Source organism: Pseudomonas sp. P1_A1, assembly GCF_056406935.1.
The window spans coordinates 167,534-192,956 of the sequence record NZ_JBFTZE010000003.1 but is presented as its reverse complement, the minus strand read 5'-3'; the positions used below and the strand labels follow the sequence as shown (position 1 = coordinate 192,956).

28 protein-coding genes are annotated in these 25,423 nt (G+C 57.1%); 4 read left to right on the top strand and 24 right to left on the bottom strand.

The window, feature by feature from the left end:
- Window positions 1–14: 14 nt before the first annotated feature.
- Window positions 15–1,739, bottom strand: coding sequence for a MobH family relaxase (gene mobH / locus AC1D2Q_RS06065; RefSeq protein WP_477812582.1), 1,725 nt, complete (start codon window positions 1,737–1,739; stop codon window positions 15–17).
- 222 nt (window positions 1,740–1,961) lie between these two features.
- On the opposite strand from mobH, the gene AC1D2Q_RS06060 reads away from it, so the two are divergent.
- Entirely contained in the window at window positions 1,962–2,159 is a 198-nt protein-coding gene (locus AC1D2Q_RS06060) for a DUF7740 domain-containing protein (RefSeq protein WP_477812581.1), read from the top strand.
- Between the two features lie 132 nt (window positions 2,160–2,291).
- Here the strand turns inward: AC1D2Q_RS06060 and AC1D2Q_RS06055 are convergent, their stop codons facing one another.
- Both AC1D2Q_RS06055 and AC1D2Q_RS06050 read right to left on the bottom strand, forming a co-directional pair.
- A complete protein-coding gene (locus AC1D2Q_RS06055; RefSeq protein WP_477812580.1) occupies window positions 2,292–3,254 on the bottom strand; it encodes an ArdC family protein in 963 nt (320 codons plus the stop codon).
- Window positions 3,255–3,380: 126 nt separating this feature from the next.
- The gene (locus AC1D2Q_RS06050) at window positions 3,381–3,719 is read right to left on the bottom strand and encodes a hypothetical protein (protein WP_477812579.1); all 339 of its coding nucleotides are present in this window, start codon (window positions 3,717–3,719) and stop codon (window positions 3,381–3,383) included.
- Window positions 3,720–4,174: 455 nt separating this feature from the next.
- Here AC1D2Q_RS06050 and AC1D2Q_RS06045 point away from each other — a divergent pair, with 455 nt between their 5' ends.
- Window positions 4,175–4,573, top strand: a complete 399-nt coding sequence (locus tag AC1D2Q_RS06045; protein ID WP_046035948.1) for a DUF3742 family protein — start codon at window positions 4,175–4,177, stop codon at window positions 4,571–4,573.
- Here the strand turns inward: AC1D2Q_RS06045 and AC1D2Q_RS06040 are convergent.
- The 5 genes from AC1D2Q_RS06040 to AC1D2Q_RS06020 all read right to left on the bottom strand — a co-directional run bounded on the left by AC1D2Q_RS06040 (window position 4,562) and on the right by AC1D2Q_RS06020 (window position 9,121).
- The gene (locus tag AC1D2Q_RS06040) at window positions 4,562–6,103 is read right to left on the bottom strand and encodes a conjugal transfer protein TraG N-terminal domain-containing protein (RefSeq protein WP_046035949.1); all 1,542 of its coding nucleotides are present in this window, start codon (window positions 6,101–6,103) and stop codon (window positions 4,562–4,564) included. The two genes, AC1D2Q_RS06045 and AC1D2Q_RS06040, sit on opposite strands and share 12 nt — an antisense overlap.
- Window positions 6,104–6,113: 10 nt before the next feature.
- Window positions 6,114–6,422 carry a hypothetical protein gene (locus tag AC1D2Q_RS06035; RefSeq protein ID WP_477812578.1) on the bottom strand — a complete coding sequence of 103 codons (309 nt, stop codon included), beginning with the start codon at window positions 6,420–6,422 and terminating at the stop codon, window positions 6,114–6,116.
- 3 nt (window positions 6,423–6,425) lie between these two features.
- Window positions 6,426–7,808, bottom strand: coding sequence for an integrating conjugative element protein (locus AC1D2Q_RS06030; protein ID WP_477812577.1), 1,383 nt, complete (start codon window positions 7,806–7,808; stop codon window positions 6,426–6,428).
- A complete protein-coding gene (locus AC1D2Q_RS06025; RefSeq protein WP_477812576.1) occupies window positions 7,805–8,761 on the bottom strand; it encodes a TIGR03756 family integrating conjugative element protein in 957 nt (318 codons plus the stop codon). Before AC1D2Q_RS06025 ends, AC1D2Q_RS06030 begins: the two co-directional genes overlap by 4 nt.
- Before the next feature lie 105 nt (window positions 8,762–8,866).
- The gene (locus tag AC1D2Q_RS06020) at window positions 8,867–9,121 is read right to left on the bottom strand and encodes a helix-turn-helix domain-containing protein (RefSeq protein WP_046035953.1); all 255 of its coding nucleotides are present in this window, start codon (window positions 9,119–9,121) and stop codon (window positions 8,867–8,869) included.
- 157 nt (window positions 9,122–9,278) lie between these two features.
- Between AC1D2Q_RS06020 and AC1D2Q_RS06015 the strand changes: the two genes are divergently transcribed.
- A complete protein-coding gene (locus AC1D2Q_RS06015) occupies window positions 9,279–9,536 on the top strand; it encodes a LasR-specific antiactivator QslA (RefSeq protein WP_082630499.1) in 258 nt (85 codons plus the stop codon).
- A gap of 35 nt (window positions 9,537–9,571) precedes the next feature.
- Here the strand turns inward: AC1D2Q_RS06015 and AC1D2Q_RS06010 are convergent, their stop codons facing one another.
- Genes AC1D2Q_RS06010 through AC1D2Q_RS05970 form a run of 9 tightly spaced genes read right to left on the bottom strand, consistent with a single transcriptional unit; the run spans window position 9,572 to window position 17,039 of the window.
- Window positions 9,572–12,325, bottom strand: a complete 2,754-nt coding sequence (locus AC1D2Q_RS06010) for a conjugative transfer ATPase (RefSeq protein WP_477812575.1) — start codon at window positions 12,323–12,325, stop codon at window positions 9,572–9,574.
- The gene (locus tag AC1D2Q_RS06005) at window positions 12,325–12,741 is read right to left on the bottom strand and encodes a TIGR03751 family conjugal transfer lipoprotein (RefSeq protein WP_122555014.1); all 417 of its coding nucleotides are present in this window, start codon (window positions 12,739–12,741) and stop codon (window positions 12,325–12,327) included. Before AC1D2Q_RS06005 ends, AC1D2Q_RS06010 begins: the two co-directional genes overlap by 1 nt.
- Window positions 12,704–14,221 carry a TIGR03752 family integrating conjugative element protein gene (locus AC1D2Q_RS06000; RefSeq protein ID WP_122555013.1) on the bottom strand — a complete coding sequence of 506 codons (1,518 nt, stop codon included), beginning with the start codon at window positions 14,219–14,221 and terminating at the stop codon, window positions 12,704–12,706. The genes AC1D2Q_RS06005 and AC1D2Q_RS06000 overlap by 38 nt, the downstream gene beginning before the upstream one ends.
- On the bottom strand, window positions 14,211–15,023 hold the full coding sequence (locus AC1D2Q_RS05995; RefSeq protein ID WP_122555012.1) for a TIGR03749 family integrating conjugative element protein: 813 nt from the start codon (window positions 15,021–15,023) through the stop codon (window positions 14,211–14,213). Before AC1D2Q_RS05995 ends, AC1D2Q_RS06000 begins: the two co-directional genes overlap by 11 nt.
- On the bottom strand, window positions 15,020–15,661 hold the full coding sequence (locus tag AC1D2Q_RS05990; protein WP_477812574.1) for a PFL_4703 family integrating conjugative element protein: 642 nt from the start codon (window positions 15,659–15,661) through the stop codon (window positions 15,020–15,022). The genes AC1D2Q_RS05995 and AC1D2Q_RS05990 overlap by 4 nt, the downstream gene beginning before the upstream one ends.
- Entirely contained in the window at window positions 15,658–16,071 is a 414-nt protein-coding gene (locus tag AC1D2Q_RS05985; protein ID WP_477812573.1) for a TIGR03750 family conjugal transfer protein, read from the bottom strand. Before AC1D2Q_RS05985 ends, AC1D2Q_RS05990 begins: the two co-directional genes overlap by 4 nt.
- A 7-nt stretch (window positions 16,072–16,078) precedes the next feature.
- Window positions 16,079–16,450, bottom strand: coding sequence for a TIGR03745 family integrating conjugative element membrane protein (locus AC1D2Q_RS05980; RefSeq protein WP_477812572.1), 372 nt, complete (start codon window positions 16,448–16,450; stop codon window positions 16,079–16,081).
- A gap of 17 nt (window positions 16,451–16,467) precedes the next feature.
- Window positions 16,468–16,707 carry a TIGR03758 family integrating conjugative element protein gene (locus tag AC1D2Q_RS05975; RefSeq protein ID WP_122765578.1) on the bottom strand — a complete coding sequence of 80 codons (240 nt, stop codon included), beginning with the start codon at window positions 16,705–16,707 and terminating at the stop codon, window positions 16,468–16,470.
- A complete protein-coding gene (locus AC1D2Q_RS05970) occupies window positions 16,704–17,039 on the bottom strand; it encodes an integrative conjugative element protein, RAQPRD family (protein ID WP_477812571.1) in 336 nt (111 codons plus the stop codon). Before AC1D2Q_RS05970 ends, AC1D2Q_RS05975 begins: the two co-directional genes overlap by 4 nt.
- Before the next feature lie 253 nt (window positions 17,040–17,292).
- On the opposite strand from AC1D2Q_RS05970, the gene AC1D2Q_RS05965 reads away from it, so the two are divergent.
- A complete protein-coding gene (locus AC1D2Q_RS05965; RefSeq protein ID WP_477812570.1) occupies window positions 17,293–19,281 on the top strand; it encodes a hypothetical protein in 1,989 nt (662 codons plus the stop codon).
- A 134-nt stretch (window positions 19,282–19,415) separates the two neighbouring features.
- On the opposite strand, the gene AC1D2Q_RS05960 is transcribed toward AC1D2Q_RS05965, so the two are convergent.
- From AC1D2Q_RS05960 to pilL2, 7 genes are all read right to left on the bottom strand, one after another.
- Window positions 19,416–20,147: a TIGR03747 family integrating conjugative element membrane protein gene (locus tag AC1D2Q_RS05960; protein ID WP_122765581.1), complete on the bottom strand. Its 732-nt coding sequence runs from the start codon at window positions 20,145–20,147 to the stop codon at window positions 19,416–19,418.
- A gap of 87 nt (window positions 20,148–20,234) precedes the next feature.
- Window positions 20,235–22,340: a type IV conjugative transfer system coupling protein TraD gene (gene traD, locus AC1D2Q_RS05955; RefSeq protein WP_477812569.1), complete on the bottom strand. Its 2,106-nt coding sequence runs from the start codon at window positions 22,338–22,340 to the stop codon at window positions 20,235–20,237.
- A gap of 9 nt (window positions 22,341–22,349) precedes the next feature.
- Window positions 22,350–22,865, bottom strand: a complete 516-nt coding sequence (locus tag AC1D2Q_RS05950) for an integrating conjugative element protein (protein WP_477812568.1) — start codon at window positions 22,863–22,865, stop codon at window positions 22,350–22,352.
- Window positions 22,862–23,410: a lysozyme family protein gene (locus AC1D2Q_RS05945; protein WP_477812567.1), complete on the bottom strand. Its 549-nt coding sequence runs from the start codon at window positions 23,408–23,410 to the stop codon at window positions 22,862–22,864. Before AC1D2Q_RS05945 ends, AC1D2Q_RS05950 begins: the two co-directional genes overlap by 4 nt.
- Window positions 23,392–24,111: a TIGR03759 family integrating conjugative element protein gene (locus AC1D2Q_RS05940; RefSeq protein ID WP_477812566.1), complete on the bottom strand. Its 720-nt coding sequence runs from the start codon at window positions 24,109–24,111 to the stop codon at window positions 23,392–23,394. The genes AC1D2Q_RS05945 and AC1D2Q_RS05940 overlap by 19 nt, the downstream gene beginning before the upstream one ends.
- Before the next feature lie 9 nt (window positions 24,112–24,120).
- A complete protein-coding gene (locus tag AC1D2Q_RS05935) occupies window positions 24,121–24,792 on the bottom strand; it encodes a chemotaxis protein (RefSeq protein ID WP_477812565.1) in 672 nt (223 codons plus the stop codon).
- Entirely contained in the window at window positions 24,789–25,331 is a 543-nt protein-coding gene (gene pilL2, locus AC1D2Q_RS05930; protein ID WP_477812564.1) for a PFGI-1 class ICE element type IV pilus protein PilL2, read from the bottom strand. The genes AC1D2Q_RS05935 and pilL2 overlap by 4 nt, the downstream gene beginning before the upstream one ends.
- Window positions 25,332–25,423 lie beyond the last annotated feature (92 nt).

Below are 25,423 nucleotides of genomic sequence, written 5' to 3'. Positions count from 1 at the left end.
CAGGTGCCCATCGCTCATACCTCGTCAAGTGCGAGAAATGGGTTGTCTGGCGGTATTGATTCTAGAAGTGACGTCGGCTCGGCAATCAGATACCCCTTCAAGGTCGTTTTCTTTCTGGGGCCGTGCACTTGGCTCGTCCAGATATTCAAACCGTTGCCTCGCTTCCTGTGGACCTTCAGTTTTTCGAACTGCTTCTGCACCCAACGCCATTCTTCAATCTCTTGATCGGAAGCCTGTGAGATACCTGGAAATTCCTGGACATAACGTTGGAACAGACCGGGCGTGACCAGAAATACGCAACCACTCACCGTGTGGATTTTGGCCTTGCTGTCATTGATGATCAGCTTGTGGCTTTGGATGCCTTCCTTGAGCCAATTCAAGAATGCCTGGCCAGGGTTATCCGAAGGGAGGGTTGAAGTTTCGAGAGCGCTTTCTGACGGTGCATCACTGGCCTCAGGCTTTTCCAACTCGAACATGTCCAGCAGCGTGCCGAGGTAGTCGGCATCCTCCAGCGCCATGGGATTTATTAGCGAAGGGCTTTGACGCGATCCTGTATTGGCAGACTTGGGCGCTGCTGGAGATGCCGGAACGCCAGTCGGGTGGTCATCGACTGCCACGCTCACCGTTCCGCTGAAGGCTTTGGGGCGGTCTGCGCTTCCCCAAATCAATGCCGGCTGAAGGCGCAGAAAGGTGAAGGTCTGCTGCCAGTTTCCCTGAGCCACAAGCGCGGTCCAGATGGCTTTACCTTCCGGGGTGGACTCGACCAGCCCATGCGATTGCAGCTCGTCGAACACCGCTGGGTTGGACGAAGGAATGCCTTCAATCGATTGCGACAGCAGATAGGCTCGCAGCTTGTCCGTGACCGTCTTGCTGACCAGCCAGAGGGCGTCCTGGGTCAGCCATCCCGCGGCACCCGGCTGGTTGAGTTTCAGCTCGTGCTGAACCAGATGACATAGTCCGGTGATCAAGTGATGTTGCAGCGAATGCGTCGGGGCCTGCAGTGCCTTCTTCGGGTTGCCACCGATGTTCTGCGCGGTGGAAACACGGTCGGCCTGCATCACCAACTCACCGAGAACGCCGGCACGTTCGTACTGGCCCGCCAGGACATACAGCAGACTGGCCCACAGTGGCGGAAATCCACTGAGCCAATCGAGGATTGGGCGGTCGAGAATGTGGGTGTAGAGCAAGCCTGCGGCGGCGCCGTGCAGGTGGTAGTCACGACCCTTGATGTAACGAAAACGGTAGGGCTGATCCAGGGAGCCCTGCCAAGGATGCCAAACACGGCCATCCTGGCGTTCGACCAGCAGGTCCACGGCAATCTTGCCTATATCATGCAGCAGGGCGCCATAGGCGATGCCCGCGGACCAGGCGTCAGTCTGGGCGGCTTGGTCTTCGGGCGCAGCACCGGTGGGAAGCAGATACGACTGACGCAGTTTCAAGCTACAGGCGACCAGCTCCAGTCCATGGTCGAGCATGCCGCCGAGATAAGCATGGTGGTGCGTCTCGCTGGCCGGGAGTTGCTGGACTTGTTCGGCGTAGCGATGGATCGGATTTAAATAGAGCTGGGTGAATTGGACGTGGGAGAGGGCGGTGTATTGCCAGATGCGATCGAGCAACTGACGGCGGTGCTCCACTGCTAAGAGGGTATGGGCTGACTCGACGGACAGGTAACCTGCGGCGACGTTGACGGTCGGTGGCGGAGAAGGCTTCTGCCTTTTGCGGCGAAACAGACTGAGCATCGTGACCCCCGGGAGGTGGCTGGGTCAGTGGCCTTTTAGCCTTTTCGGATAGAGCTCTTACCCTTGAGTCCCCATTCCCTTCCAACCCTTACCCGTCCTTTTTGGCTCGTGTCCCTTTGCGCGGCAATCGGGATATCGATACTGCTACACATCGTTTTGTTGGGGCTGGTACGAAAAAGAAAAGAGTCGGTACACTGCGGTGCATATTTTTTGGGTCTTGCCATGAACCTTACTGACGCCACGCTCGTGCTGCTGCTCGCGGCACGTATCCATGGGACCGACGAAGCCGTCAGGGCTTCAGCGAAGAGCGTGGTCAAGAAGTTACCGCGCAGTAAACGCGATCTGATCTACAAGGTGATCGACAGCCGGAGTCCGCTCGAGCTGGTGGGTTTTCTGGCGCAGAACCTGGATGCGGATTGACATGCTGCGGGTGTGCGCTCCTCTCTGATTTTTTGCGTCAGAGTCCTGCGGCATGGGGCTTTTTCTGGGCGCAGAAAAAAGGGCTCAACTGGCGTTGGGCCCTGCGAAGCGTTTGCAGCGGTGAGGTAACGATTAAGCTCCATCGTTCATGCACAGCGAGTCATCCAAGACTACTTGCCTCAGTTGCTGCTCCAGGTTGAGTACATACTCCGAGGCGCTTCGGGCGTGACCACTGGCGCGAAAGATAGCGCGTTTGTCAGCCTTGAGCAGGCTGAGCCAGGAGTCGATGTAGCCCTCGTGCCGCAGCTCCCCCTTTATACCGGCGTAGGCACATAAAAACGCAGCGCCCATCTCGGCGATCAACTCCTCAAAGGCATAGCCTGGCGAGCCGAACGGACAGGGTGACGTCACGCCTTCGCGCTGCAACCGAGCGTGATGCCCGGTCCAGTGCGTCAGCTCGTGCAGTGCGGTGGCGTAGTACCCACTTTCATCGTGAAATTGTGCCTTTGTCGGCAGTTGGATGAGATCCCTGATCGGGTGGTAAAAGGCTTCGTCGGCAGGCCGATGAACGATGCGTGCACCTGAACTTAACAGCAGATTTTCCGCGGCGCTGTTGGGCTGGAAGGGATCACTCTGTTCCGTCTCGAGCAGGGTGTCACTAAGCATTTCGAGCCCCTCCGTTTGCTCGATGTTGAACAGAAAATGTGTCCTAACAATGCCAAAGTGAGCGACCTTGGGTTGACCGTTTTCATCGGGTACGGGTTGGCCTGACTCGGTCTGTTCCTCGCGTTCCATCGGCTTGTATAGGACTGCCAGAGTGCTGTGTTCCCCCTTACGGATGTGCCCACCCGCCTTTCGGGCTTGATTGAAGGTCAGCCACCGATCTTGAGTGAACCCCTGCAACCTGGCCTCGGCCCAGAGCAATGGTAAATTGATGCCCGAGTAGGGACGACGCGTGATGGCATTGATGGGGAAGGGTTGATGACGACTGACGTCAACTGAGCCACTTGAGGACCAGGGTTTGATCCAGGGGACAACGCCTTGGTCCAAAGCAGTAACGATCTTGTCAGTCACGTCTTGGTAGATATCGCGCATGGCATTTTCCTCGAGAGAAAGCGGAGGAACGCCTTGCCCGTCGGGGAGGGTTCCCCGGTTGGGTGATGGGTGAATTGATGCAGGTCTTGCATGCTGTCCGAATGTGGATTTGAGCGCCGAGTACGGTTATGTGCGTTTAGCGTTGGCGTCTCCTGCAAGCGCTATCAGCAAGGCACCAGGCTGACCCGGTTCTTGGAGTATGCTGAGACTCAATTGAAGCAACGGGTCGTGGTCTAAGTGATCTGTTGATTGAATGTGGACTACCTCGAACAGCACATAGGGCTCGTGTGGAGAGGCCAAGTGAGCCTCGAAGGCTGCGCGCAATACGTGGCTCAGGCGATCGACCTGCAGCTTCTCAGAGTGATCGGAGCGCTCGAGCAGAACTGCGTGTTGCCACGCGCCAGGAGTGAACACAATGGGCAACCGAAGGGTGTTCAGTGCTTCCGGTGTAAGTGAATCGGACATGGTGTGCCTCCGTTGAAAGCGCGAAGAAACCTGTCCCGTGGGGGAAAGAACTTCCCCGCGGTGGGTTGCAGAAAAACAAGAAGGTTCGCCTGGCGAGCAGCGCTCGAAAGGCGCTCAGGAGAGCAGTAGGCGTTCATCACCATAGAAACGGTGACCGTGCGAGCTACCGAACGCTAATCGCACTTTGGGGGAACCATCATCGAAGTGACGTAGCCTTGAAGGTTCTGGCTACCTGGGAAAGTGCTGTCGATAACAGCGATCCGCACCTTGTATTTAGCCGGACGATTTATCTGGGTCAATCGCTGTAGATACGATGTTTCGCGGAGCTTGTCTTCTGGCTTCCAATGAGGATTTTTCGACCGGGGAAACTGATAAACGGTCAGGCATGGGCCGTTTTCAGTAGTAGCCTATTCCTCCAGGCTCAACCATGAAAACGCTCAGAAGAGGGCGACACCATGCCGACTCAACAACCTGTTCAGAATTCACGTGCCCACCGCCGGGCGTATTCCTGTGGTCTGTCGGTGAAGCGTGGTTACCGTAGGTTGAAAGCTTTTGAATCCCATGTGGTTGAGCGTGCGGAGACCGCAGGTGGGCCCGCAGGTAAATTTCTTGTTCGCGGGAGTTTTCTGATTGCCAAACTGGCATTGATCGGAGGATTACTGTTTGTCAGTGTTTGGCTGGTTACTTTCATTGTGATGATGCTGGCTGTCATCACTTTGCTATGGCTCAGGACTTTTATTGGTGCCGATCGCGAAGATAAAAATCCAGGGCCAGACCACCTAGGAGCTGATCTCTACATCGGCGACTTCGACGACAATGGGCATTATATAGGCGACAGCAAGTCATCTAATTGAGCGCTTAGCAGCACCCAATATTTGATCCGTACCTTTGCTCGCTGAATCACTGGCAGCTTTGCTACCGTTCGCCAACATGCCTTGAATCCCGTTGCCGACTGAATATCCTGCCCAGCTCATGGCGCCTAGAAATAGCATCGGTAGCACGATGAACATCGCCCCCATTACATACTCGATCACCTGCGCCGTGACTGTTCCATCCATGAGGCCTGATGTGGGCAGCGACAACAGCACCTGATTTGACGCTGACACCTGGTTGTACAACGTATCGAGCATGCTGGAGTCGACCCAGCGCGCCAGTTCCCACCAGAAGCTCAGCATGTGTAAGGTGAACAGCGCAAACGTCACCGTCATGACGGTCTTCAGCTGGTAGGTACTGACCAGCAGGATCAGCGGCAAGCTGATGATGACGCCCATGATCAGGAACGCCTGCACCATCGGCAAGGCTGCGCGTAGTGCATTCATTGCCGGGAAGTTGCTGAAGGAACCGAGGGCCAACCCGGTATTGGTGGCCAGGTTATTGAGCCCCTGATTGATCGAACCGCCACGAGCGCTGGAGCCGTAGTCCTGATACACCTGTCCGGGCGACATGGACATCGATTGCTGGCGCGGGCTGACCAGCTCACGCAGGGTGGCATCTTCGATCTCGTTGCTCGAACGGCCAGTCAACCAACCTTTCAGCTGAGTCAGCAGCGAAGGATCGACCTGCTCGATCAAGCGCTTGCGTAGCCCGACACCACTGTCGCTCCACCACTGCTTGCAGGTGGGGTAGCCTGCACCATTTTCTAACCGCGGCAAGGATACATCGCGGCTTTCGTCATACGGCCAGTTGGCGCGCGGGGTACGGGAACGATCCGTATCGTAGTAGCCGGGTGTGTCGAGCAAATAGCTTGAACCGATCCACGCTGCGTCGTGACTTTGGGCTTTGTCCAACTGCGGACGGTTGGTGAACAGCCGAGAACGGGAATAGCCGTAGCAGTCGCGAGTGAAGTCGGCGACTTCCTGCAGCAGGACCTGATTGTCGATGCGTGAGCTGTCGATTTCCATGCGCATTTGTCGGATATCCGGTGCGCAAGGGATGGAGGCGGTGGCCGCCGCAGTCACGCCTTTGCTCAAGGCATGCACCAGAAACCACCAGATCGGCACATTGGCAGAGCGTTCGCCAATGGTATTGAAGGTCGTCCCCCAGGCGGTTTCTGCTGGTTTGGCCACACTCACGCCGCAGCGCTGACTCGCCGCATCATCGAACGTCATTGACGAGAGGCTCAACGGAAAGACCGGCGCGCAGCCGAACAACACGACGATGTAGGCCAGCCACAACCGGTTCTCGATCCGCGGCACCGAGAGCAGTCCCTTGTTGCCCTCATCCGCGCCTTGCTGACGTGCAGACAACCATTCCTGCAAGATGATTGCACCAAAGGGTGCGGCGAATAGCCCGGTGTCGGACAGAACACTCCAAAGGCCGTTGTTGATGATCCAGGCGAGCAGAGAGAGGTAAAACTCCAGGTAGCTGTTTGTGCTCATGAGCATGGTGGTGACCTCACAGTCGGGTGAGTTCGACGCAGGTAAAGAGCACGAGCCCTAATGCTCCGATGCGTTTCACGCGCTGTCGATCCTGTGGTCGATGTCGGTAGCGCCGAAGCAGGTCCCACCAGAGCGCAAATAGGGCGGCGTAGAGCAGGGAGCGCCACCACAGCAGGTAAGGTCGTGCGGATTCGAATGCCTGGTGCCAGACTTCGAAACTACCCAGTGCAGCGCGGCCGATCCAGGCGACCAGTGCGGCGGTCAGGATCATCAGCGCGGCAATCCCCAGACCTGAAAGCAGAGTGAATAGCGTTGAGCATTTCATGGCTCACTTGCGCCTGGCGTCAGCATCATTAAGTCGACCTGGCTCAGGGTCGCCTTGCTCGACGGTGCGCGAAGCGTCGGCGCCACCAGCATGCCGGTCGAGCACCAAGCTGGCGGTATTGGTCGTCAGCATCTGCCTGACCTGCATCTCGGTCTGCAGCAGGCGAATTTCGCGCTCCAGGGCGTCGATGTTTCTCGTCAGGGCGATTTGGGCCGGCTCGGCTGAGGCGATGTTCGGTTCGTGACTGCCCGCCAGCAGCGTACGCAGTAGCAGGAGCGCCTTGTCGAGTACGCTGGACAAGGCTGTCTCGCTGGCTAGGCGCCGCGCCAGCAGATCCTGGTCGGGATCGTCGCGGAGGGCTTCAACCGCGCGACGGGTCACCGGCAGCATCGGGCTGGAGGCTTTCGCCAGGTTGTCAGGGATAGGGGGCAGAGAGCCAGACAACAGCCCTTGCAGGGCCTTAAGTCGCTCGTTATAGGCCTCCTGGATCAGCGGCGTCAGTCCACTGCCTGCGGTCGCACGCAGGGTTTCGCAGCTATCGCAGGTCGCGACTTCGCTCTCACCCAACACTCGAACGGCCCATTCGGATTCCTCCTGCGGTGAGGCCCAGGTCTGACAAATGGCCCCACCCAGGCAATCATTGTTACTGACTGAGGTACTGTCAGTAACCGACCGGTTATGCAGCAGGTTATAGCCCGCGCGCACCATGTCGGCGGTCACCCGAATGGGCGTTTGCCCATCACCTCCGGCCTTTGAACCGCCGACCCAGGCCACTCCATTGTTGCCGTTATGGGCCTCGGTGTTTTGCACCGCGGCCACCGCATCACCGCCGGTTTGCTCCAGGTTGCCTTGCATTTCTTGGTTCTTGGCCAGCGCGCCCCAGCCGGCTTGACCGACCTTGTCCGCCATTTTCTCGGCCATGGCTTGGCAGGTCAGCTTGGAGCGGTCGAAGTCGATGCGCCCCTGCATCACCCCATTACTAAGCAACTCATAGAGGCCTGGGTTGGCGCGCTGAATGATCAACGCCGGCAGCGACATCACCGCTTGGGTCGCGTTCTGCACGATGCTGCCCATGATTTGCTGGAAACCATCGGTGACGCCGTTCAGTTGGTTTTGCAGGGTGTTGGTGAGGCTCATGTTTCCGCACATCATGTTCGCTCGCCATGACCCGCCGACACCGAGACCACTGGGTCGGTAGAGCGAACTCGGTGAGCCGACTGCCGAGCCGCCACCAATGGTGTACATCACGCGGTCATCGAGCACTTCACCTTGAGTGCCCAGGCGGTAATCGCCTTCGGCGGCGTGGGCGTGCGTGGCCATGGCAAGCAGTCCACAGAACAACAGACTCATCGCGCCCAACCATGGTCGTGCGAGAAGCCGACTCATGAAGCACCTCCTTCGAAGTCGATGCTGAATAGAAACGTCTGTCCCTCACGTTTGCAGCAGCTATAGGGACGCCAAAGCGACCAGGCGTAGCCGCCATCCGCGCTCTGGACTGGATTGCTGGGGAAAATGGCGCACGTGGGCTGAATTTGGGGGGAGAGCAATTGCCATTTGTGGGTCGAAGCGTCGTTTTCGACGATCGGGCCAGGCGGCCAGTAGCCGTCGTGTCTGGCTGGTGTGAGTGGTAAATACACATGCGGCTGCCAGTTTCGGGTAACCACATCACCTGCCCGTTGCGCCATGACTGCGGCTGCCTTGAAATCGTCGGGCTGTACCAGAAAACCCTGCCTGGGATAAACGTTGCCCCACATGTTTCCTAAAACTTGACTACCGACTTCGCGGACTCCGGGCACAAGTGACTCTGGGTAGAAATTTTCCGGGATGCCATGGCGCCAAGCCAGTGAGTCCAGGGTACTCAGGTAGTAAGGTATGAATGCTGTTGCACCGCTGGCGCAGGCATAGCCGGATTGCGAAGCCAGTTGCGTTGCGATCCAGCCGCCGGGGTGGCCGATGCCATCGACGTTCTTGAAGCGGGTCAGGTTGTCGCGGTGGGTGTTCGGGGTGATCAGGTTGCCGCCACCTTCCGAACCGCTGATGGGAGAGGAGAGGGTGGCCATCTCGGTCCATGGGTTATTGCCCGTGGTGGTGTAGCTTGAGACCACCAGTTCAGGAATGAAATGACGAACCTTGGTCGAGGTTTTGATTGTGCAGCCGAATGGCGTGCAGAGCAGCCAGAAACAAATGCCGACGACCCTGTATTCGACACAGTCTGGCGAAAGCACGGAGGAAGTGATGCTTCCGGTGTCCAGCGCCACGCTTGGGCCGCATGCCAGCAGGATGCTCAGCGCCAAAGGGCGTAGCCTTGCGGGCGATATTGACGAATAGACGGCAGTCATAATCCAGGCTCAATATGTATGGCCTGGGCAGAATCGGTGAGGGACTGGAGATTGTCAGCGGAAATTATGAAGGCCAATCTATCGGCTTTGTGATACGTAAGACTATTATTTGACGTGAAGGGAGCTACGCAGTACCTCGGGTTCCACAAGTAACTGATCTGCGGTAATTTCGAAAACGCTCGCGAGCTTAAAAAGAACTAACAACGACGGATTGCCCGTGCATCGTTCAATTTGACTGACGTAGGTGCGATCGACCTCGGCCATGAGCGCGAGCTGCTCTTGGGAAAGGTTTTTCACGCGTCGCATCAAGCGGATGTTTTCCGCCAGTTGCAGACGCAGCTGTTCGTAGTCGTGAGTCATGCGCGCAAATTGCGCCTTGAGGGACTCTCAATCCACGGGATATAGTCTGCATTAGCGCTGATCTATGCCATTTGAATGCTTATGGCTGTTACCTAGAGCCTAAATGTTTTCGAAGCTGGACTTTGCGTCTGAAAATAAATCAGAAATCTAGGTGTGTATGGACGAAAACTACGTTTCAATTCCAGCGGCGGATGGTTGTCCAAGTCTTCTGACTCCGTGGGGTAGCGAATTTTCCTCAATGATTGAGCGTGGCGTGCAATGCGCCCAGGCTTGGCTTGATGCGCCTGGCGAAATTCCGCTGTGGTGGGAGCTGGCGCAAACACGCAAGACTTTTCCTCTCGGTGATTGTCAGGATGCCTTCGAAGCCGGATTTTTGTTGAGGATTCAGCAGCGTCTCCGGGGGGGACGGCAATAACCGTTATCTCGTTTTAGAGCGCTGAATAGATTTACCTATACAGGGTCTATTCCTCGCGCTCTATCGATTCGCTCCGCTACTCGATATGCCGCTTCCAGCTCAGAGCAGCCAGTGTTTTGCATCAGTGTCCAGCGTTCGGCTTTCTCCTCTGGCTCAGTCATGGCAAGGGCGAGATAAAGACTAGGCGGCACGGCCCGAAACAGTGTTTCGAGTTTTTTCGATAGTACGACTCCCTCAGTGTACTTCCCAGGCTCCTTGCTGGCGGAGAGCAGCAAGGCTTTCTGTGCCGGCGTGAGTTTCTTGAACCGCGCGATTTCCTCAATCTCCGCGGGCGGCATATTCAAGCAAATCCACCATTCGATCATGTTGAGCATGGTCTGCGCAGCCGTGGGAAAGTCTGCAAGGTTCTGCGTGGCGAGCCAGAACCAAGCGCCGAGCTTGCGCCACATCTTCGTACCCTTGACCACGAAGGGCGCCAGCAGGGGGTTCTTGGTAATGATATGCCCCTCGTCGGTGACCATGATGATTGGTCGGCCCAAGTACTGGTCGCGCTCGGCGAGGTTGTTTACGGTGTTCATCAGGCTGATATAGCTGATGGACATCTGAGCCTCATAGCCTTCGCGAGCATAAGTGGCGAGATCGACAACGGTCACATCACTTTCCGGCCACGGCGTGCCTTCACGGTCGAAGAGCTCGCCCTCGAAGCCCTGGCAAAACAAGTCGATGGACTCGCCCATTTCCTGGGCACGCTCACGCCGCTTCTCCGGCAAGTGCGTGTCGGTGGCGACGCGCAGCAACGCGTCGCGTACGTCGTGGGTCAATACCTGGCGACCCGACGCGACACAGGTCTGTGCCGCATCGAGAATGCACTCGCGGATCAAGCTGCGATCGGCTCGACTCAGGCGAGCTTCTTCCTTGGCCTCGCCGCCGGTGATCATCAGTCGGGCGGTGATTTCTAATTCACCGAGAATGTCGCGCTGGTCTTCGCGACTAGTTACCACTTCATCGTCCAGCTCATCGATCGACAGACTCGCCATCTGATCCGACTGCTCTACCAGGCGCCTAGCATCGGCAAACGGGGCGAGACTGACCGGCGCACCAGGTTTCAATTGGACCTTGTTGATCGACAAGCCCTGTGTRGCGAAGTAGTCACCCTGCAGGCCGAACGAGTTGCCAGCCTCTACGATAAATAGGCGAGGGCGGTATATAGCCATGATCTGCATCAACAAGGTGACTAAAGTCGCCGACTTGCCGGCGCCGGTGGGGCCGAATAACAGCAGATGGCCGTTCATTGCCCTGTCTAAACGTGACAATGGATCAAAGCTCAAAGGCGAACCACCGCGATTAAACAGCGTTATACCCGGGTGGCCGGTGCCAATGCTGCGGCCCCAGACTGGAACGAGGTTTGCCACGTGTTGGGTGAACATCAGGCGTGTGTACCAGTTACGTGTGTCGCGGGCTGGGTTGTAAACCATCGGTAACCAACGCAGGTAGCTGTTGCAGGCGGCGACTTCATCGCCCTCACGCACCGGTTGTAGCCCCGCGCCCAATAGCGCGTTCGTCAGGCCGACTGAGCGTTGGTGCAATTGCTGTTCATCGTGACCGCGCACGTAAAATGCCAGGGTGCCGCGGTACAGCTTGTGCTGTCGGCCAATGATCGCACGAGCCTCTTCAACATCCTGACGGGCCTGAGTCGAAGCCAAGTTTTCACCAATGGCTTTGCGGGCTAGGCGGTTCAACTGATCTTCGAGGACATCTTGTGGTTTGACCACCAGGGTCAGACTCATCACCGTGCCTTCGGGTAACTGGTCGAACAGGGCATTCACCGCGTCTCCCTTGCGGATTTCGCCAGTGAGTTGACCAATCAATGGCGCCCGGCGCAGCTTGTCCACCACCATGACCCGGTGGGGCTGACCATCAAAAAACCAGAGTCCATGCTGCACGTCCGAACTCGGTTCGTTGAAGAACAAGCGTTCGGCAAAGTCATGATCGAAGGGCAGCTCCAGCGATGCGCCTTCGCCGGACTCCGGATATGCTACCCGGCGGTAGAAGCCCTCGGGCGCTTCATTAGTGAGACTGGGTGCCGGATTGAACCAGGGCAACAACCAGGCATACAAACCTCGGCCATCGACTCGCGTCGATTGCACCCCGCACGCCTGCAACGAAACAGCGATACGTTCGCAAGTTTGTTGCAGCGAATGCACTGGGTTGAGTCCCGCCTCCTCACCGACAGACTCAAGCCAGCGATAGATCACCAATCGCACCCGACGGTTGTTTCCTCGCCAAGGCAGGCGCGTGACTGCCTTATCCTCGAACAGGCCGCCGGGCTTGGAGATGGCTTTCAAATGTCGGCGAATAAGTTCCAGGTACGCTTCGGTGAAAACCGTGCCTCGGGCGCCGTCCTGAATATAGTCGGTGAGCCGGGTCAGGTAGGGGGTGAAGTCGTTGTCGTCCTGGCAGAAAAATTGCGCCACCCAAGGCGCTTGATCCAGCTCGTCAAAGCTATCCTGCAGGGCATCTTCTATGGCATCGCGGGCTGCCATTAGCCAATCGGGTTCGCGCCCTTCGGTGCCTATGGGCAGTAACTCGAATATCGCACCCACAGAGCGATTGTCATCTAGTAGAAAACACTGCTCGCTGTCGAGGTATTCGACCCACGGCAGATGATCGGTGAAGCTGGGGTTGTGCGCATAGAGCGCTGCTTCGTCAGCCAATGTGGCGCGTGGGCGCAGTGGGTTGCGCCAGGCTTTCCAGGCATAAGTGCGGTTGCCCGCATCGTTGCTACACATTACAGATCTTCCTGACGCTCACCCGGCAGTGCGTACTGCACCCGTTGGTAGAATGGAAAGACGGTCGAGTACCCCGGCACTGGTGCCTGCTCGGTACCACTCAGATGCGGATACACGTACATCACCAAATCAGGATTGGGCAGGCGCGGGAACAGGTTGCGAATTTCATTCTCTGCTGTACGCGTATACGGTTCCTGGAGCGCAGCGGAGAGATCTGTTTGAGCCAACGGGCGGCGCAACTTCTGCCGAGCATCCAACAGTTGCTGTTGAGTACCCTGTGAGCCGGCGCCGTTCCAGATGTCCAGCATGGTTTGCTCGCCATGCGGCAACAGTGTGTCCTTGTCGGTGGAACACCCTGTCAGGACCCAGCAGAGCAAGCTAATCCAGATCAGATAGGGAGGTAGGGTCTTTTTCATGGCGAACGCTCCGGCCCTTGGGCTCGTAGTCGATGGTGATCTCATGGTCGAGGTGTAGGGCGACCAGTGCTGCAGGTGGTACATAAACGGCAGCAAAGGCTTCGCCATACAGTTTGTTAACCCACTCGCGAATGTCGCTGACCCCACCACTGAGAATTGAATTCAGTGCGCTATTGCCACTGTTGCTGGTGACCCCGAAGGCACTGCCGCCCGAGCTGATCACGCTGCTGTTGTTTTGCTCATTCCCGAGCAGGGCGGCGACGCCCGCGCCGGCAGCAGTGATTAGGCTCTGGCTACCGAGGTACTGCTGGGCGTTCGAGCGGCGGTCGCCGGCAATGCATGGAATGCCATACGGATCGGACAGGTAACCAAGTCCACCGCGGATCTTGTCGGTGTTTGAGCTCTGGGTGGTGGAGGCATTGCGGCTGGATACCGCTTTCGGCTGAGGCACCGTGCGGATGGTGCCATCGGTAAACACAAAAGTGATCGACTCGACCTGTCCGCGTACGCATGACAGGGTCCAGTCACCGGACGCCGTGCCGCTCATCACAGCACCCGCGACGTCTGGCAGGTCGATGCCGTTGGCCGTCAGGTTTTCCGGACCGACCAGCACCTTGAAGGGATAGGGATCATTCACGGTGCCATCCACCGGGACTCGGCCAATCAGCGCGGTCATGGCGACCGAGCCCATCAATGTCGCATTTTCGGGAATGGTGTAGACCGGCTTCGCACCTTCGGTACGATCACCGGATCGCGTCAGGTCACGCTCACCCTTGGTGACCTCGCGTAACTGCTTTTGGCTGCGGTCGATGGCATTGTCCTTCAATCCCTCGAGCGAGTTGAAGGCATTAGGTAGACTCGGTGCGGAGGAGGTCTTGGTTTTGCCTCGGGCTTCGGTGGAGGGAGTATCCGAGGGTTCAATCCACTGCAGCGCATCGTTGGCAGAATGCCGCCCTTCGAACTGGTCCCCATCGCCCGGTTCAAGACCCAGTCCGATCGGCATATCCTTGCCTTTGCCGGTCAGCCCCGACAACTGTTCCTGCAATTGCGTCAGCAGACCGCGAGCCTGACGACTGTCTTGTTCCGCTTTGAGGCGTGCTTCATTGGCTTGTCGGCGGCCTTCGTCTACCTGCTGGGTCACACTGCCAAGTGCCGTCTGAATACGCGAGTCGACGCTGTTTTCCCGCTCACGTAGACGGTTGTTTTCCGTTTGCAGTGAATCATTGTGTTTCTTCAAACCGAGCATGTCGCTGCGCATGGCCTTCACTTGGCCTACCAAGGTGGCGACCGTGTCGCGTGGGGTATCGCCCGCAATGCCGAGCGACTTGGCTTGCTCGGCAGATAATTGAATATCGCCCTGATCAAATGGGTGCTCTGGAGAAGGCGTACTGCCTCCCGCGACCCAGCTTTTCATGATGATCAGCACTACGCCCAGCAGCGCAGCTGGTACTAGCCATTTGAGCAAGGCGTTAGCCTTCATCGTCAGCACCTCGCGCAACGGGCGGAAGCATCAGGGCGTGTTCGAGGCCGGCACCGCGCGTGATGAGGTAGGCAATAGTGGTGTCTTCCGCACTGCCGACCGGCCCGAGGAAAGCATGCTGGAAGGTCGCGGCGAACAGCTTTGCCTGAAGCTGACGCGGATCTAGTTGCACCGTCGCTGTACCTCGATTGCGCAACTTCACGGCCGTCACCCAATAGTCACCGAGCCGCCAGGCGGCGATGGGTGTGCTGGAAGCGTTTTCGCTCGGCAGCAGGGGCCGCAGTTCGGTGCGCAGCTTGAGCGGGACGCGGCGTACGCCGGGCAGGGACTCCACGGTGCGCAGCGGGCCGTACAGGCTTTGCGCGGCGTAGCGCGTCAAAGCGGCCGGGATGGGCGTACGTTCTGGAACAGGGACGGTGCTCGATTCAGACTCGATAGCTTGCACCGGAGCATTCTTGAGAATACGCACGGGCTCCAGCGGTTGATCGCCAGGCGTGGCCGCGATATCCAGGAGGATGATCTCGCCCGTCTTGACCGATTGCAGTTGCAGTCGTGTCGGTGCAATGGCTTGCGACGCGCGCAAGTACAGCGTGCCTCCGGTTGATTGCACGCGCAGTTTATCCTTCAGAGTGGAAGGCACGCCGACACGAACAGCTTCATCGACAAAGACCACTCGTTCCTGATTGATCACCAGTGGGACCGCGAGCGGTAGGCGTTCCCAGTGCATCAGTTCGACGGCCTGCGCTGTAGCGCCCCATAGCATCAGTGTGAGGGTGAGTCCCAGGGTAGAAATCCGCTTCATGGCTCACCTCCAGGCGGGGAGATTTTTTGCGGCGTACCCTGATAGCAATCCAGTGCAAGGCCCCACTTATTGCGTTCGGGGTCCAGATCGAAACGCACCACCCGTAACGGATAACGCACGACCACCCGTTTCACCGGTTCGGCGGCGTAATACTCATCAGCGTTGAGGTCGAGAGTGACCAACCAGCTGTCGCGATCAAGTTGCTTGACCCGCAGTTCCGGATCTTCACTGTAGCCTCGGCCTAGAATTTCGTAGACGCCACGCACCCGTTGACGCAGTTCGCCGGCGGCCTTGCGATACTCGTAGTCGCCGTCGAGGAAGGCCTTGCAGGCGGGTGTCAGGTAGGACTGCAAGCCATAGATGGAGCGGCGATAATCCTGCTCCCCATCCGAGGGCCAGCGGTTGAGTTGGCCAAAGATGTACAGGGCAAAGGCATATACATTCTCTGGGGGAACATCCCACCACTTGCGCGTGCTGCCGGAGCGCAGATCAGGGGGGACATGCACGGTCAGATCGGTCGGTGCTGAGCGCCAGCCATACCAGAGTCCGGCGCTAAGCAGGGCGAGCATCACTATCGCCAGACGCAGGCTGAAGATATGGGCCTGTTGGGCATCGACCTTGTTTCGAAATCGACTCATGGCTGCCACCGGTACAGAGCGGGGCGCAGTCGACGCGAACGGCGAACTGTCCAGGCGCCAGAGTGGAGAATCAAACTACCACGCCCCAGGCGCCAACGGCTGGCCAGTATCCATTCGAGCTTGCGGTACAACCAGGTCTCCGGACGAGCGCGTTTTGCCCGACGCAGTAGCGTGCCCCCGATCAATAAGACCACTGTCATGCCTGCGATCATGCTGGCAGGCGCCACGGCAATCGAGGCGGTGATGATCGCCAGAGGAATGCCCACCAGCAGGCCAATGACGGCGCCGGCGCCTAGGGCCACCCACATTTCATCATTGGTTAAACCGCGCAATACGGCTGGATCACGATTGAGTCGCTCTGGCAGAAAGACCAAAGTGCCGTCGGCAAGACGTTCGATAGTGTCGTTCATGCCAACCTCACAAAATCGCGGCAGCCTTGGTGAGAAACCAGATGATGATCACCACCAACAGGGCGCCGATACCGACTACCGCGCCGAGGTCTTTCCAGGTCTTGCGCTGGTTTTGGACGTCGGCAAATACGGTCAGAGAATGCCAAGCCACGCCGAGAAACGCGAGAAGGGCAATCAGCAGGCCTAGTAGAATTCCGGCGTCGTAGGCGTAGTTTTTGATCGTCTCGATCAGTCCGGAACCTTCGCCTCGGGAAGGCGCCTCCATGGTCGGTAGCTCGGCAAAAGCTAGGCCTGGACCAAGGACCAGCAGCAGACCTATTAAGCGTTGGCTTGCACGATCACGCAGGTTGTTTTTAAGGGGGATAAGGCACTTGAGCATGATGGCGATCTCCGGTGTTAGGACAGGGTGAAGAACATCAAAATCAGCAAGGTAAGCAGTACGCGCGCAGCGCTTCCGCCGAAGGCACCAAAGCGCACGCTTCCTGTCGCCCAGCCCCGGTAAGCCGTCCACATCACCCAGGCACACCACAGCAAAGCAAGGACGAGAACCAGGGACAGCCACAGTGTTGAGCTGCTCTGTGCCGAAAAGCCGGAGGCGTTTTGGAAGGCCGCGATCTGAGCGTCAGTCATGCTCATGGCGAAGGCTCCGAAGACGGAGTGTCGAGGCGGTAATCGCCGACCAGCTCACTGGGATCGCGGGGTTGAGCGCGGGAGGGAGAGAGGTAGTCATGCACACCAAGACGAATGCGCTGTATGTCTCGAATAAGTCGGGGGTAGTCGAAGCGATAGCGTTCACCTGGCTCAACCGTAATGGCCGTTTCAGCTCGTGTCGAAACGTGTTCGATAGTATCGAGCTGATGCTGGACCAGGCTGAGCTGTTCCTGCTCATAAGCCGAGGCGGCATAGCTGCTGCCATGGATGATGGTCAGTACAATAAGTAAGGAGCTGCGAGAGGCTGTAGTCGGCATGATGCTGGCTCATATGGGGCTGAGGACAGAATCAGGTCAGAGGTCGAATTATTCAGTAGGGAATATGAGCTGTGTTGAATCGCTTTTTCTGGGGAAGCGCTAGAGACATCTAATTACAGAATTGTGGCGAGGGCTCCCACTTTCAGCGTGTAGCGGTGGTTCAAATAAATAATCGAAGCGTCCACGCAAAGCCATAGAACCACTGCTATAGATAATCTACAGTTCGTTAGATAGCTGGAGGGGAGGGATGTTTATGCGCAGGTACATCGCGTTTGCCACTTTGCTGGCGATGCCAATAGTAGCTGAAGCAGGGGAAATAACCTGGGCAGTTGCAAATGGCTTTCAGCAGTTCAAAAATGATTCGGATTTCCAGAAGATCAAGCAGGTCTGGAAGCCCGGTATGTCGGCGGAGGATTTTCTAGCTACACAGAATGCGGCCTCCCTCAGGGCGCTGCTGCCTATCAATCAAACTTGGTGGGATAAAACCAAAGGGGTTTACAACAACCAAGGGCTCTTTAACTCTGCTCATAACGTCCTACTGAAATACGAGGGAGCAACGGAGGGGCAAGCCTGCCAATGGAGTATCAATGGGGGTTCTAGTGGTCCAGCAGTGCCATGCGAAGGATCAGCCATTGCATCGCAGGTAGGTGAGGACAAGCCGTTCACCATTTTGGTATCAATTGATGGTGCGCCAGCACAGGAGCTTAAAGATCAGCGCATATCGACCAAGCTGATTATTGCGGTCGGTGATTCTTTCGGATCTGGGGAGGGCAACCCGGACCATGCTGCAATCACTAGTACGCTCCCTGAACAAGGCTCCGGAAAGCCGAACACCACCAGTGTTGAAGGGTTGTCTTGGTTCCTTGCTGGGAACATGTCAAATCGAAGGTTCACAGCACCAGCGGACTGGTGGGATACCACCTGCCACCGTTCATTTTTGTCATGGCAATCTCTCTACGCACTTCGGACAGCTGTTGCCGATGATCATCTGGTGGTGAGGTTTGCGTCGTTTTCATGCTCTGGCGCCGAAGTTTACGATGGTTTTTTCAGGGCCCAGATTAATCCCCCTGTGAACTTGGGAGAGGGTAGGGTTAAAAAGGGGTGGATGCGGGATGGCGGAAACGTTCTTGTCGCTCAAACGACCAAGGAAGAGAAACGGTCCGGAAAAACTGTGTTTGTTGAAGACAAAAGCACGAAGGAGGTCCTCAATAAGTCTCAACTCAACGCCGCCATCGCGCTGCTCTGTGATGGAAATACAGAGCCAGGACTTTCAAAGTCATTCCGCCCACAGCTAAAGGGTTTACGTTCAAGCCCTTACTACGGCGAGTTTAAATATGATAGGTGCCAAGGGAGCCTTAGACAGCCAGACGAGCTTCTGACATCGTTTGGAGGTAATGATTTTGGTTTTTCGGGAGTGGTTATGTGGGGGCTGGTCCCCGCGACAGCGGTAGGTAGCGTGATGAGTCCTAGGAAAGTACTGGCCACTGTTGGAGTTACATTTTTCCGAGGGATGCTGAAAGTCCAGGAGCCAGCACCGGCCGGTAAAATGGCGACTAAAGAAACCAAGTACGTGTACTCTGATCTGGCCTGGGCCTTCAATAGCGTCTTGAACACTAAACCGGCAGTAGTGAAGGAGCTTGTCTATCCTAACCCTTTGCCAGATAAGCTGACAGAGGTTTGCTCAAGTCGAATGTCGCAGGGTAATGAATCCCTGAGTGAGTTTACTAACAGTACGGCAGATAAGTTTGTAATCACCAAGGGATGGTTCAAGAACTTTATCTATCGAATAGAGGATAAGGACGCGAAAGTCATCACTGAGACGTTTATTAAACCTCTTCAAAAAGCGCAGAGGGATGCCATTGCGAATGTCGGATGGACAACCATTGAATCACAGAAGGGGTTTGAGTCTCCACTTGGTGACCGGACCATGTGTGCTGTAACAAGTGCCTGTGACAAGCTAAACGGCAGGTGCGATGTTGCTGATCTGCCTGGGTGGCGTAAGCCTAAGAATGATAAACATCCCTCGTTGCAGCCTATCAATAACGTCACAGAATGGGAGGCCTATGCACCGACCAGGATGAGAGGGCTTCGAATGTCGAATGATTCTGTGCTCACACAAGCCAGATTCAAAAACGGTGTAATTCAGGACGACTGGATGAATGGCAGCGTTCACCCGGTTGCTCAGGTCCATGCCGGAATCGCTGATTCGGTAGAGGGTAAGGCAAGCGTTGCTTCGAAATAGCCCACATCAGGCGGACGACCAGTTGCTATATTCCGAAGCTGGTCGTCTTTATCGATCTTTTTCGGGTTTTCTGTCTGATGAAGAGCTCTTTGATCAACGTGTGTCTTTCAAGTTTAGAAAGCCCCATTGCACTGTCATATATATTTTTTGAACGTCGCTGCGGTGATCGCTGTTGTTACCCCAACCATCGCGGCGCACGGCACAAAGATAATAAGCGGGTTGAGTGAAAATGGCAGTGATAGATAAATAATCCAGGGCACTACTAGCGATGGTAGTACTGCCCGCTTAGCTCGGTGGTAAACAAAACTACTTTCGCGACCTGCCCCGAACTTGCGTAGGTCGCGTCGCATCAAGCCATCGACAAAACCGGTTAGCGCAGCCATTAGAAACATTGGTGTGGCCAGGATCAGAATGGTCAGGCGCACAACAAATGTGAAGGTCATATACACCGCCGCCAGCGCGAAATCTTCAATGCTCACGTAGAGCTGGTTGGTCCAGCTCCAGAAGCTGTTGCCCTGGCTCGACACCCGCGACTGCCGGGCAAAATCCGCAAAGCCAGTCTCGACCAACAACCATTGGTTGAGGAAGTCCAGCAACTGGACAATCGTTCGCCCAGGCTGTCGGAGGATGAGTGACACTTTGAAGTGCTCATTGAGCCAGCCCAGTTCGCTACTCAGCATGGTTTCGCTGTGATGCCAACCCTGATCACCCCAGACCAGTAGCAAACCGGTGAACTCGATGAGGATCGAGAACAGCAACGACGCGATTAGCACACCGATGATGCGCAGGACTAGGCTGATTGCCGAGATAATCAATCCCGGGCGCTGGATCGGTTGTGGCGACGTGTTCTGGGCGGAAATCGCCATCGTTCACTCCATATTGCGAGTTGCAGAGTTGATGTGGGCACGACGCCATCTGAACCATGTGCTGTTAAATCGAACAACTATGTTGGGCTATCCGACCTGATCCAAATCGAAGTTTGTAGTCGGGCCGCCACCGCTTGCACTCCACCATTGACCCGCCTGCTCGTTGTAAGCCGCCCGCATCATCTGGGTAAGCTCCTGCAGGTCCTTGGGCATGGCATCGTCGTTGGAGGGTTTTGGCAACGGCATGCGGACTTTCCAGAGCTGGCCCCCGGCCTGGAAGGAGAACATTTGCCCCTTGGGCAAACTGACGATGTGAGCAGGCTCGATCAGCGGCACGCTGGTGCTGCTGACACGGTCCTGTGAGGACGAGGTGAAGTCTGTGTTGGCCTCCGGATCGGAGGTGTCGGTCGCGCCCGAGACCAGGGTCTTGGTCAGCACATTAACCTTGGGCAACTGCTGGGTGAGCAGTTCCGCGGTCGCGGTTTCGCGCACCCGCAGCATCTGTAGGGTGTTGAAATTGCCGACCACCTGGCCGGCCTTGGCGCGGTTGCCTATACGTGCTTCGATATCGCTGAGGGTTTGGGTGTAGGCGGTTACCTGGATACCGGCACCGCCCCCCTTGTTGATCAGCGGAATGAACTCATCGCCCATCAACTCGTTGAACTCATCGGCATGCAGGTTGATTGGCAGTTTGTCACCAGCGTTGTCAGATTGAGGCAGCCCATGGTCAATGCCATGTTTGTAGATATGTCCCGCGACCGAGACCAAGTCGGCGAACATTGAATTGCCCACGGCGGCGGCCACTTCGGCATCAGTCAGCGCATCCAGGCCAACGTAGACGATGCCGCGTTTTCGGATGATCTGCATCCAGTCGAAGATCGGCCGCGGGTCATCCAGGTCGGTGTAGTTGGGAGCCAGTAACTGGGCGGTCTTGCCGGTGGTGAGTTTCTCCAGTAGCGGCAGCAGTGAGGCCACGATTTTGTCGAAGTAAGTGCGGTCGTAGCGTACCGCTGATCGCAGTCCGTCCATTACCGGATCAAATACACGCTTCACCGCCAGGTATTGCTCGATGGCCACCACCCGCTTTTCGCGTCCTATCATATGCCGCGGAATGTTCTTCTCGGTGAGCTTGCCTTCGAGCTGGACGATCACCTCCCAGGCCTTCGGGTCGGTCTTGGCGAAAAACTGCTGGGCGTATTCGATGAACAGCGCATCGATGTTGACCACATGCCGCTGAATCTGCAGATAGTCCGGGCGTCGGCCCAACTCGATCAGCGCCCGTGCGATGATGTTGACGAAACGCCAGGCGAATTCACGGAAGGCCGCTGAATTACCTTCGCCACTGAGTTGCCCGGCGATGCGTGACGCCACTTCCGAAATGCGTCCAAAACGTCCCACCGCGTTGTAGCGCGCGGAGATCTCCGGCCAGCCTAGGTGGAAAACATAAAACTCCTTGTCTCGACCGGCACGTTTGGCCTCGACATACATTCGTTTGAGCAAGTCAGCGTCGCCCTTCGGATCGAAGACGATGACGACCTCGTGTTCAATGCGATGAATATCTTGGGTGATGTACACCTCGGCGAGTCGAGTCTTGCCGACGCGGGTCGTGCCTAGCACTAGGGTGTGACCGACCCGTTCGCCCAGTGGCAGACTGACTTCCGTTTCATCGGGCTCGACCCCATGCAGCAGTGGCGAGCCTCCTACCGGTGGTAAAGGGCGCAACGGATTGAAGGCACTGTCCCAGGCAGTGACACGGGCCAATATCGAGAGCGGAAACGGTGCATGCTCAAGGGACCGTTCGAGACCACGGGCCATGCGATAGCGTGTCGGTTGGTCGACATAATGGGCGACCGCTGGGTCCTGAGCCTCGACCAAGCGCTGGGTATGCAGGCGGGTCCAGCGAAATCCGCGGCCCATGAACAGACGCTTACAACTGATGGGAATCTGCCGACTTGTCAGTTCGTAGCGGGGCAGCCGGCGGATATTGCGTCGATAGCGCAACACCTCCCAGGCTTGTCGCAGGCGGATCAGGCCGAATAGGGTATAGGCCAGCGCCGCAACCAGCCCGATCTCGGGTGACAGGGCCACAGCCCAGGGCGAGTACACGCACAACACCGCGGCGGCGATGCAGATCGCTACTGTGTACAACTCCACCGCCGGCCGGAGCTTGGACTCCATCGCATGTTCGGCCATGACCTGGACTCATTGTTCCAATGAGGTGGCGGTGATCAAGACGGGGTAGTGCTCGATCTGCAAGCGGGTGGCGATGTCGTTACCGTTGACCGGCAGGATGGTGATGCCCGGGGCGGCTGCTCGAATCCGGATCAAAGCTTCGGCATCGGTTACTTCAACCGCTAGACCAGCCGCGCCCATTTCTTGCAATTCAGTCGCGCGTTGACGCAACCAAGCCAGTGAGTGGGTATCCTCACCCACCAGGAAAAATGGCCGTAATCCCGGCATGTTTAAGGCGCGAGACTTGATTTGGCCTGGGCTCAAGTGGGAGCTGCGAACGGGTAATATCCAGGTTTCATCGGCAAACGTGGAAAAGTCCGCATGCATGGCGCGACCAGGCTGGAGATTGTTGTTTATGGGCGGCCTGGTAACTTGAAGATGGGGATGGGTGAAGCCGCAAAACTGGTCCTCTGCAACGGATTGTTTCGACTGGGCGAAAGCAGCCAAGAGCAGGGAGAAGTAATAGGCAATAGGAATTCGTTTCATGGTGGTGTGCCTTGTTCAGCGGAAGCCTGTAGCCGTGCGAGGTGCCGAGAGAATCCATCGCGGTAGCGCGCGGCGGGTAAACCTCCCGAAGGTCGGTGATAACGCCCAGCGGCTGAAACCCAATCACCGGTGACGGCGTGATGCTCTTGCAGCAGGGCGGCAGTCACAGCCAGATTGCGGTAGGGTTCGAGAGCTTCGCAGGGACTGGAAAAACGTTGTCCGTGATAACCCAGGTTGGTTTGCCCAAGTCCGGCGTCGACCCGTTTAGAGTCATATTGTGTGAGCGCCTGGAGCAAGGCGTGACATGCGGCCTGGCGAGTGGCGAAACGGTAGGGTGTTCCGGCGATATTCAGGGTCCAAGGCCACGGCAGCAGTCGACCACGGACGCGAATACCGCTCTCCTGTAAGGCAATCGCGAACAACACCGTAGAAGGGATGTTGGCGTCATGCGCCGCCAGTTGATAAGCCGGAGGGGGAAGTTCGTTAGCCCGAACCGCGTGCACCGTCAGCAGGAGGGCAATAGTAATTAATCGAGACGTTGCCATTGTCCATTCACCTGTTGAAATGTTGCGGGCAATGGTCCTGGGGCACCTAGGCTGAACCAGCGACCACGGTCATGGTTCAGGGTGATCTGCCGGCGTTGAACCTTGGCCGGATCGATGTCTGCCTGGCGAGCCCAGCTGCGGACGCGTTCATCCTCGCCCTGGCTGCCCACCAGGTAGATATCGAACGCCGCTTCACTGTTTTGCAACCGTTGTGCTGCGGCGGTGCACGCCGGGCAGTGGTCCTCCACAAATAGGGCTGAGCGCGGTGCGACCGATGAGCTGGTAGGGGGCGAAGATGCCATGCCCTGGATCGGTAGCTGCCCAGGAAACAGCTTGGTCCAGGCCGCGGTGTAAGCGTTTTGGTAGGCCAACTCGCGCTCGGCGCGTTTGGCTTCCAGCGCTACCTGCAATTCGGCATAGCGCTGGCGCTCTTGGTCGGTCTGGGCCTCAACCCCGAGGGCGGTCAACGGATCGAGGTTCGGGCTCCAGAAACCACGTGGGCCGGCTTGGATCTGTTCGAAGCGCGTCCACTCCTGCTCCGTCAGACCCCAGCTTGCAGCCTGTTCAGAGTGCGAGCGTCCCAGGGGAGTGGATTGTGTGTCCTGGAACCGTGACGGTGTCGTGACAGGGGTGCCCATCGCAGCGCCCGTGCTAAGCAGCGAAACGAGATAGACGACGGGCAACAGTGGCGCTCGGTTCATAGTCGTTTCTCAGGGGATTTGCACTGTCTGGTCTGGATGAGCGGTCACTGCGAAGATGGCCGCGTTCGGCTCCAGCACTTTCAGTTGCCATGTGCCGAGCTGCTCGCCGTTGTGCAGCAACCGGATATCGTTGAGCGAGCGACTATCAGGAGGCACGACCGCCAGAAATCGCTCGCCACCACGGGACTCGACACTCAATACTGAGAATGGCGGGGGGAGTGGGGCAGGCTCTGGGCGAGCGGTTTTCTTCGGCTTGGCCGGGGAAGGTGTCGGTGGTTGAAGTGTTGGCTGTGGCTTGAGGTCCAGGAGTTGCTGCTCGACGTGCTCAAGTCGTGCGCGTAGCGCGTTCATGTCGGCTGCAGTGGCTCGGTCTGCCAGACGGTCGCGCAGTTCCTGTATCTCTTGCGCCCATTGATCCAACATCGGATCGAGTGTGTTGGCCTGTTGCTCACCGGAATCCACCATCTGCTTCAGGTCTTTCAGTGCGTACTGCAGCTTCTCCTGCGCGTCTTTGAGAGCGCTCGAATCACGTTGCAAGGTTTTCAGGATCTCTAGGTGTTGGGTGTTCGCATTTTCTAGCTCAATCACGCGTTGATACTGGTTGTACAAACCACCACTCAGCCCGGAGACCGCCAGGCAAAGTGAGCCGACAATGAGGGTTTGAAACGTCGAGACTTTCATGGACGTACCCCCGACTGATGGGACGAGATGGGGAGTAACAGCGCGACGCCAGCCTTCGTTTTCTGCCGTTCGAAGCAGACCGAACGGCTGACCTCATTGGTCGTGAGTTGCCAAGCGGAGCCAGCCATTACCTGTAGTGCGCTGCGTAACGGAATCGGGCCGAGCTGGTAATGGGCTGCAGGCAGAGGCCGAGTGAAAAGTGTCTTTACTGGCTCGGTGGCAGGGCAGAGCGAATAACCCGAGCGCTGCAGCACGTAGTGCATCGCCTCCTGTACCGAGGGATTAAGGTTGGACGGTATGTTCACATCAATGATTTGAGCGAGAAGATCACGTTGCTCCGTGGTGGGCTCTGTGCTCACCAGCGTATAGCGACCATAACGGATCTCCGCCGAATGGCTTGCTTCGGCCGGGCTCCTTGATAATTGGGTCAGATTGGAGCCATTGTCGATCTTTGGATTAGTCGGCAATGGGGTGGGGATTTGCGCGCTGCAGGCACTCAAAAAAACCAGCAGGCAGACAGGCGTAAAAAAACGCTCCATGAAAAAAACCTCATGTCAGATTCAGTGCAGAACCTGACATGAGGTGAAGGAGCGATTCATTTAGAAAGTCGATTCAAGGAGGGTCGTGTTAA

What these genes read in the sequence shown, in the direction of transcription:
- mobH (WP_477812582.1), bottom strand. Translation starts at nt 1,739, where the DNA reads ATGCTCAGTCTGTTTCGCCGCAAAAGGCAGAAGCCTTCTCCGCCACCG.
- AC1D2Q_RS06060 (WP_477812581.1), top strand. Translation starts at nt 1,962, where the DNA reads ATGAACCTTACTGACGCCACGCTCGTGCTGCTGCTCGCGGCACGTATC.
- AC1D2Q_RS06055 (WP_477812580.1), bottom strand. Translation starts at nt 3,254, where the DNA reads ATGCGCGATATCTACCAAGACGTGACTGACAAGATCGTTACTGCTTTG.
- AC1D2Q_RS06050 (WP_477812579.1), bottom strand. Translation starts at nt 3,719, where the DNA reads ATGTCCGATTCACTTACACCGGAAGCACTGAACACCCTTCGGTTGCCC.
- AC1D2Q_RS06045 (WP_046035948.1), top strand. Translation starts at nt 4,175, where the DNA reads ATGCCGACTCAACAACCTGTTCAGAATTCACGTGCCCACCGCCGGGCG.
- AC1D2Q_RS06040 (WP_046035949.1), bottom strand. Translation starts at nt 6,103, where the DNA reads ATGCTCATGAGCACAAACAGCTACCTGGAGTTTTACCTCTCTCTGCTC.
- AC1D2Q_RS06035 (WP_477812578.1), bottom strand. Translation starts at nt 6,422, where the DNA reads ATGAAATGCTCAACGCTATTCACTCTGCTTTCAGGTCTGGGGATTGCC.
- AC1D2Q_RS06030 (WP_477812577.1), bottom strand. Translation starts at nt 7,808, where the DNA reads ATGAGTCGGCTTCTCGCACGACCATGGTTGGGCGCGATGAGTCTGTTG.
- AC1D2Q_RS06025 (WP_477812576.1), bottom strand. Translation starts at nt 8,761, where the DNA reads ATGACTGCCGTCTATTCGTCAATATCGCCCGCAAGGCTACGCCCTTTG.
- AC1D2Q_RS06020 (WP_046035953.1), bottom strand. Translation starts at nt 9,121, where the DNA reads ATGACTCACGACTACGAACAGCTGCGTCTGCAACTGGCGGAAAACATC.
- AC1D2Q_RS06015 (WP_082630499.1), top strand. Translation starts at nt 9,279, where the DNA reads ATGGACGAAAACTACGTTTCAATTCCAGCGGCGGATGGTTGTCCAAGT.
- AC1D2Q_RS06005 (WP_122555014.1), bottom strand. Translation starts at nt 12,741, where the DNA reads ATGAAAAAGACCCTACCTCCCTATCTGATCTGGATTAGCTTGCTCTGC.
- AC1D2Q_RS06000 (WP_122555013.1), bottom strand. Translation starts at nt 14,221, where the DNA reads ATGAAGGCTAACGCCTTGCTCAAATGGCTAGTACCAGCTGCGCTGCTG.
- AC1D2Q_RS05995 (WP_122555012.1), bottom strand. Translation starts at nt 15,023, where the DNA reads ATGAAGCGGATTTCTACCCTGGGACTCACCCTCACACTGATGCTATGG.
- AC1D2Q_RS05990 (WP_477812574.1), bottom strand. Translation starts at nt 15,661, where the DNA reads ATGAGTCGATTTCGAAACAAGGTCGATGCCCAACAGGCCCATATCTTC.
- AC1D2Q_RS05985 (WP_477812573.1), bottom strand. Translation starts at nt 16,071, where the DNA reads ATGAACGACACTATCGAACGTCTTGCCGACGGCACTTTGGTCTTTCTG.
- AC1D2Q_RS05980 (WP_477812572.1), bottom strand. Translation starts at nt 16,450, where the DNA reads ATGCTCAAGTGCCTTATCCCCCTTAAAAACAACCTGCGTGATCGTGCA.
- AC1D2Q_RS05975 (WP_122765578.1), bottom strand. Translation starts at nt 16,707, where the DNA reads ATGAGCATGACTGACGCTCAGATCGCGGCCTTCCAAAACGCCTCCGGC.
- AC1D2Q_RS05970 (WP_477812571.1), bottom strand. Translation starts at nt 17,039, where the DNA reads ATGCCGACTACAGCCTCTCGCAGCTCCTTACTTATTGTACTGACCATC.
- AC1D2Q_RS05965 (WP_477812570.1), top strand. Translation starts at nt 17,293, where the DNA reads ATGCGCAGGTACATCGCGTTTGCCACTTTGCTGGCGATGCCAATAGTA.
- AC1D2Q_RS05960 (WP_122765581.1), bottom strand. Translation starts at nt 20,147, where the DNA reads ATGGCGATTTCCGCCCAGAACACGTCGCCACAACCGATCCAGCGCCCG.
- traD (WP_477812569.1), bottom strand. Translation starts at nt 22,340, where the DNA reads ATGGCCGAACATGCGATGGAGTCCAAGCTCCGGCCGGCGGTGGAGTTG.
- AC1D2Q_RS05950 (WP_477812568.1), bottom strand. Translation starts at nt 22,865, where the DNA reads ATGAAACGAATTCCTATTGCCTATTACTTCTCCCTGCTCTTGGCTGCT.
- AC1D2Q_RS05945 (WP_477812567.1), bottom strand. Translation starts at nt 23,410, where the DNA reads ATGGCAACGTCTCGATTAATTACTATTGCCCTCCTGCTGACGGTGCAC.
- AC1D2Q_RS05940 (WP_477812566.1), bottom strand. Translation starts at nt 24,111, where the DNA reads ATGAACCGAGCGCCACTGTTGCCCGTCGTCTATCTCGTTTCGCTGCTT.
- AC1D2Q_RS05935 (WP_477812565.1), bottom strand. Translation starts at nt 24,792, where the DNA reads ATGAAAGTCTCGACGTTTCAAACCCTCATTGTCGGCTCACTTTGCCTG.
- pilL2 (WP_477812564.1), bottom strand. Translation starts at nt 25,331, where the DNA reads ATGGAGCGTTTTTTTACGCCTGTCTGCCTGCTGGTTTTTTTGAGTGCC.